Raw genomic sequence first — 6178 nt, forward strand, 5'->3', positions numbered from 1 at the left:
GAACCGAACACCATCTGGAAGTGTCCTAGATGGGTAAGTTTCGGACAACGGTATTTGGAAGCAAATGGCACTCTGAACTTTTACATCAACATTACCCAACCCAGTTGGTTTGAGAGGAATCCTGTTTTCACCGTGAGCAGTGTTAGCAGCGCTAACTTCACGGTGGATGCGAAAAGATATTATAATGGCACAAGCGAGTGGGTACTCTATCTAGAGAAGAATGCTACAAATTCTGTGAATTTCACTATCCATTACTATCAGGAGATTCATAGATACCGAAAATTCTTAACCGATCTATTTATTCCGCTCTCGGAAATGCGGATCCGCGAATATGAAAATAGTTATTGGATGCACGTGTACTACGAGTTTTCCTGGATTTATGTCGGTGTTCTAGGTGGCTTTATTTTTGTGGGTTACAGTATAGGAGGAGTGTGGAATCCGCAAATTGTCGATAACTCATATCTATCCATAATTCTAGGAATGATACTTGTTGCCTCGGTTATGTTTTGCTATGCTATCCGCATCAGCTTGAGACAAAAAATTTTAAAAAATTGAAAAACCCTTAAAAAATTAGTTTTTAGCTATATTACCTTTTGAGATAGTAATAAATGACATAAACTACTATAGTTTTCAAAACTTTTTCAGAGGTGAAATATTAAATGCCTAAAAAAGAGTTAAAACCTGCCATTGCTTTATATCCAACTCCTGTTATCTTGGCTACTTCGATTGATGAGCATGGAAAGCCTAATGTTTGTACGCTTGCGTGGGTAGGTGTATTATGTTCAGAGCCTCCACAAGTAGGAATTTCAATAAGACCTTCACGTTATTCCCACCAACTGATAAGCAAAACCAAAGAGTACGTTGTAAACATACCTACCGCCGATATCGTGAAAGAAACAGATTACTGCGGAATGGTAACTGGGAAAAAAGTGGACAAGTTTAAAGAAACCAAACTTACACCAGTTGAAGCAAAAAAAGTTAAACCGCCGTTAATAAAGGAATGCCCAGTTAACCTCGAGTGCAAGGTCAAAAACATTATCAAACTAGGCGCACATGACCTTTTCGTTGGAGAAATAGTCAACATTGATGCAGATGAAGAAGTTATGGATTCTCCTACAAACATTAATTTCAAAAAACTGAAAGCCATAACTTGGAATCCGGTTTCAAGAGAATACTATAGTCTCGGAAAATCCTTGGGAGAATATGGTTTCTCACAAAAATAAATTGACAAGTAATGATTCTAGAATAACGGATTTAAAACACAAAAAGGGATAAACTTACCCTAGTAAATAAAAAGAAAAGAAAGGAATTATGGAGTGCGTGCCTTTAATTAAAACTCAAATATGAATCACTCCATTTTTATTTTATTCCGAATATTTTCTGTGCGCTGCCTCCGAGCATAGCGTCGACTTCTTCTTTGGTAAATGTGATTCCCTCTGGGGCTTTGGTTGGCAGGTCTTTTATCATTTGTATCCAGTCTTTATCGGGTACTGCGGCTCGGAGATAGGGGTTGTCTGTTCCCCACAGAACTCTTTTTGCTGTGAATTCGTCCAGGCATTCGCGAAGAGCGTGGCAGAACCGGGCAAAATTAGTTCTGGCGAGTACCTGCCAGCCGGAGAAGTCCACTGTGAGATTGGTTTTACATGAGCCTAGGTGGTATAATTCGTAGCGCCAGCCGAAACTCATGTGTGCTGCTTGTATCCAGAGGTCTGGAAAGTCTAGGCAAACATCGTCAAGAAACATGGGGTTGCAGTACTTGGATCTGAGGGGGGCAACGATTTGTCCGGTGTGGAAGAGAACTGGCTTCTTAAACTCGTTTGCGATGTCTAATAGTCTATAGACTTCTTTGCTGTTGGGGTAGAATCCGGTGGATGAGTGAATCTTCAGTCCACTCATCTTCCATTCCTCAAAACATCTCCTAACAAGTTTGTCTGCACCGGGTCTCCGGGCATCTACGCTGCAAAAGGCTAGGAATCTTTTAGGATGCTTCTTTTGAATTTCACCAAAAATCTGGTTCTGCTCCTCAATGGATACCTTAGGATCGCCCAGAAGTAGACCATAATCTTGTGCACATATCACGGTCATGTCAATACCCGCGTTGTCCATCTCCGCAAGACACTTCTCACCCGTGGGATCATAGAAGCTGGGCATTATCTGCTCCACTATTTGGGGTGCTGTTAACTCCATGCCCAGTAGGTGCTTCACGGGGTCGACAAAAGCTTTAGCCAGGTCGTTCCACCACTTATCAGGATACCAGTCTTTATCCACAATATGGCTGTGTGCATCAATAATCAACTAATAGTCCCTCCAAAAACTTATTGTTATCCTTTTATATTCCTCATTTCATATTTAAATTTTACAATATTAAAAATTGATGATGATATCGACCCAATTTTGTTTGTAGGCTAATCTAGAAACATCCTTCATATTTTGACATTTGGTAGCCAAAAGCAGCAAAAAAATAGGGGTGCTATACTGGAAGCTTGTAAAAATTGTAGATTTTTAGAAATCTATGGTTTTTCCCTCGTAGGCGTATTGGAAGATTTTTCTAACCTGTTCTTCGCTTGCCATTCTGGGATTTATCAATGTGAGTATGTCGCCCTTGGTCCAATTCACAAGTTTTTCAAAATTTTGTTCCCAATCCTTTTGGGATATGCCCAGTCCTTTTATGCTCAATGGGGTGTCCAGTTTCTTTAACAGGTCTTTGACCATTGAGGACAATTTTGCTGTAGGATCTTTTATGCCGGTGATTTTTAGACACTCAAGGATTTCAACGTACTTTTCTTCGCACTCCGGTTTGTTGAATTCAATGGCGTATGGCAGCATTACACCGACTGTTATTCCATGGGGAACGTGGAAGGCTCCACCGAGTGCGTGTCCAAAAGAGTGGGCTATTCCTAGACCGGAATGTCCAAAAGCAATACCCGCCATTGAGGCCGCATAGTGAACTTTTGCTCGAACATTTATGTCACCTGCACCTTCACCAGCGGCTTTGGGTAAATACTCAAAGAGAATTTTAATGGCATAAAGGTTTAAGGCCTGAGTAAAATCACTGCCCATTTTACCAGATGCACTCTCAATGGCCTGAGTTAAAGCATCCAGCCCCGTGGAAATTGTAAGTTTTTTCGGCATGCTTAGCACTAACGTGGGGTCTAGAATCACTGCTTGGGGGACTATTTCAAATGAGGCTAATGAAATTTTTTGTCCGGTTTCTGTGTTGGTAGTCACTAGTCCCGGGGTGTGTTCAGATCCGGTTCCGCTAGTGGTGGGTATTAATACCAGCTTGCTTTTTTCACTTAGATTATATGGAATTCCCACATTCATATCATATAGTTTTAGGGACGGTTGTCCGTAAAGGAAGTACATGGCTTTGGCGGTATCCATCGCTGATCCGCCACCGATTCCAATAATTAATTCTGGCTTAAATTCGCGTGCAAAGTCGCCGCCCTTTATCATAATGGTATCCTTTGGGTCCGGTTCCACTTCATCATAAATTTTAACTTCCTTGTCCTTAAAATAGTCTGAAAGTTTATCGCCAACCATTTGTCGAATCGTCTTATCGGTCACTATCAAAATTCTTTTTTCCGTAAAATATCTCAACTGTTCTAACGATCCCACTCCACTATAAATAATAGGTATTCTAATCGGTAATGACATGATTTTTCCTCCATTTATTCTACGAATTTTCTATGATTCATATTGTAAGGTTTCACAATCATTAAAAATTGACCCCTTATTCCCATTTTTGATTCTATTAAAGCATCTCAAATCTGCAGTTTCCGAATTATATTGTTTCTCTCTTTTATTTACTGGAAACCTACATTTTTTAAAATACTTGTGAAATGTTTACTCGTTTACGAAGTAGTTAAACAATTAAATAATATTGCGGCAAGTTAGAAATAACAGTAATGTATGAAATATGTCACAGAAACCGAAACTTTACTTGGAAAGTTCGTTCATAAACATGTATTTTCAAGACGATGATCCTGAATATATCTTCTGGGGGGATATGTAAAATGCCAAAAAGAGAAGTTACTGAGCAGGAAAAAGAAAAAATACGAAAGAGGGTAGAGCGGGAGTTTCCAAGATGTAAAGCTTTGCGAGACATTCATTATCATCGCTACGTGAAAGAAATAGAATGGCAAACAATGTCACCTGATGAGATTGTAAAAGACATAAAAAAGGGAGCCACCGAGACTAAGAGAGAAATGAATATAACCACATAAATGAAAATAGAAATTTTGATTAATGATAAAATTAAGCTCTTTATGCATCTTATTACTGCCTTTTTTTGGTCTAATTTTAACAATGATCTACTAAATAATAATCTGTGAGAAATTTAGAGTTTCGGTCTCAGAATCGCACCCTTATTAGCCGAAGTTACATACTGAGAGTACCACGCTAGAAGTCCTTTCTTGTATTTTGGTTCGGGTGGCTTCCATTGTGCGAGTCTCTTCTTAATCTCCTCATCTGATAGGTCTAATCGAAGAGTTTTATTGGGAATGTCAACTTCGATCATGTCTCCTTCCTTCACTATTGCTAACGGTCCTCCATCAGCAGCCTCTGGGGAAACATGTCCAATACAGAGCCCATAGGTGCTTCCACTATAACGCCCGTCAGTTATCAAGGCGGTGTTTTCCCCTAATCCTAAGAGTTGTATGATGTGTCCCGGTACCGCCATTTCTCGCATACCCGGGCCTCCCTTAGGACCTTCATATCGGATTATTACGCATTCTCCAGGTTTCACCTTTCCCTGAAATAGATTTTGGATTGCTTCTTCCTCGTATTCGAATATTTTTGCTGGACCCCTATACTTGAACATGCTTGGAGGTGTACCCGCTTTTTTGACTATTGCTCCGTCTGGTGCCAGGTTTCCTTTCAATACGACGAGACCGCCGTCCGGGCTGAACGGGTTGTCCATAGGTCTAATAATTTCTTTATCCTTAATTTCAACATTCTTTAGAGTTTCTCTCAGAGTTTTTCCAGTAACGTTTATGGCATCCAGATGCAGTAGGCTGCTGATACTTTTCATAACCGCTGGTATTCCGCCGGCTTCGTCAAGGGCTTGTATCGCTCGCAGTCCATTGGGTTTGAGAGCAACGATTTGAGGTGTGGTTTCACTCAGTTCATCGAAAAGTTCCAATTCTATTTTGATATCCAGCTCATTAGCTATGGCTGGAAGATGGAGATATCCATTTGTGGAACCCCCGATTGCTAGGAGAACTCTGATAGCGTTTTCAAAAGCCTCCTTTGTCATAATTTTGGATGGAGTAATATTATTTTCCACTAGGTGTCTTAGGGCTTCACCCGTTTTTTTAGCGTAATCAAGTTTCTCTTTGCTAAGTGCTTCTAATAACCCAGAGTATGGTAGAGACATGCCGAGAGCCTCGGATAAGCACTGCATGGTTACTGCTGTGCCCAGCATCGGGCAAGCACCTGGACCCGTTACTATTCCGTGAAGAGCTTTTTGGAACTCTTCCTCTGGAATTTCCCCTCTCTGCCACGAGAAGTAGAATTTTCCTATCTCATAGTGTGCAAACTCCTCAGATTCATCAAATATCTTATCCGGAAAACAGTATGGAAGATGGTATCCTCCAGTAATTATAGCGGTGGGAACATCAATTCTTGCAGCAGCCATCAGAATTCCGGGAACAATCTTGTCACATGTTCCAATCATCACCATCCCGTCAAACCGGTTAACCTTGGCCATAATCTCAATGCAGGCAGCAATAATTTCCCTGCTCGGGAGAATGAATCTCATACCCTCATGCCCCTGTGCAATTCCGTCGCAGGGCCCAATAGTGCTGAACTCAAAGGGTGTCATGCCCGCTCTCCTAATTCCTTCCCGCACCTTTTCCGCAATTTTGTTGAGGTGAACTTGACCGGGATTTAGTTCATTCCAAGTATTTGCGATGCCTATTCTAGGTTTTTTTAGGTCATCCTCAGTGTATCCCATACCGTATATTAGGGGAGGGATAACCACATTTTCCAACTGGTCTTTAACAAATTGTGGAACTTCTGCCTTTTTCATAAGTTCTTCAGGAAGTTTCGACACCAAATTAACCCCCTAAATTCTGTTTGTTAATTATAAAAGTTTTATCACTTATAATAGAGTTTCCCATCCTAAGCTTTGGGACAAAATTAGTTGCTATTCCTTCAAAAGTCCCTTCGCTAGAAC

The 6178-nt window shown here is 40.7% G+C and carries 6 protein-coding genes; 3 read left to right on the forward strand and 3 right to left on the reverse strand.

Annotation, left to right across the window (positions count from 1 at the left end; genetic code table 11):
- Both ACUVXA_RS14455 and ACUVXA_RS14460 read left to right on the forward strand, forming a co-directional pair.
- Nucleotides 1-555 (forward strand): hypothetical protein (locus ACUVXA_RS14455; RefSeq protein ID WP_445871985.1); only part of this gene is annotated, 555 nt, incomplete at its 5' end.
- A gap of 104 nt (nucleotides 556-659) precedes the next feature.
- Complete coding sequence (locus tag ACUVXA_RS14460) at nucleotides 660-1223, forward strand: flavin reductase family protein (RefSeq protein ID WP_445871986.1); 564 nt, start codon at nucleotides 660-662, stop codon at nucleotides 1221-1223.
- Nucleotides 1224-1359: 136 nt separating this feature from the next.
- Here the strand turns inward: ACUVXA_RS14460 and ACUVXA_RS14465 are convergent, their stop codons facing one another.
- The gene (locus tag ACUVXA_RS14465; protein ID WP_445871987.1) at nucleotides 1360-2295 is read right to left on the reverse strand and encodes an amidohydrolase family protein; all 936 of its coding nucleotides are present in this window, start codon (nucleotides 2293-2295) and stop codon (nucleotides 1360-1362) included.
- 207 nt (nucleotides 2296-2502) lie between these two features.
- The gene (locus tag ACUVXA_RS14470) at nucleotides 2503-3657 is read right to left on the reverse strand and encodes an iron-containing alcohol dehydrogenase (protein WP_445871988.1); all 1155 of its coding nucleotides are present in this window, start codon (nucleotides 3655-3657) and stop codon (nucleotides 2503-2505) included.
- Between the two features lie 359 nt (nucleotides 3658-4016).
- Here ACUVXA_RS14470 and ACUVXA_RS14475 point away from each other — a divergent pair, with 359 nt between their 5' ends.
- The gene (locus ACUVXA_RS14475) at nucleotides 4017-4226 is read left to right on the forward strand and encodes a hypothetical protein (protein ID WP_445871989.1); all 210 of its coding nucleotides are present in this window, start codon (nucleotides 4017-4019) and stop codon (nucleotides 4224-4226) included.
- 113 nt (nucleotides 4227-4339) lie between these two features.
- Here the strand turns inward: ACUVXA_RS14475 and ilvD are convergent, their stop codons facing one another.
- Nucleotides 4340-6031: a dihydroxy-acid dehydratase gene (gene ilvD / locus ACUVXA_RS14480; protein WP_445871990.1), complete on the reverse strand. Its 1692-nt coding sequence runs from the start codon at nucleotides 6029-6031 to the stop codon at nucleotides 4340-4342.
- Nucleotides 6032-6178 lie beyond the last annotated feature (147 nt).

This window comes from Candidatus Jordarchaeum sp., from assembly GCF_052745115.1.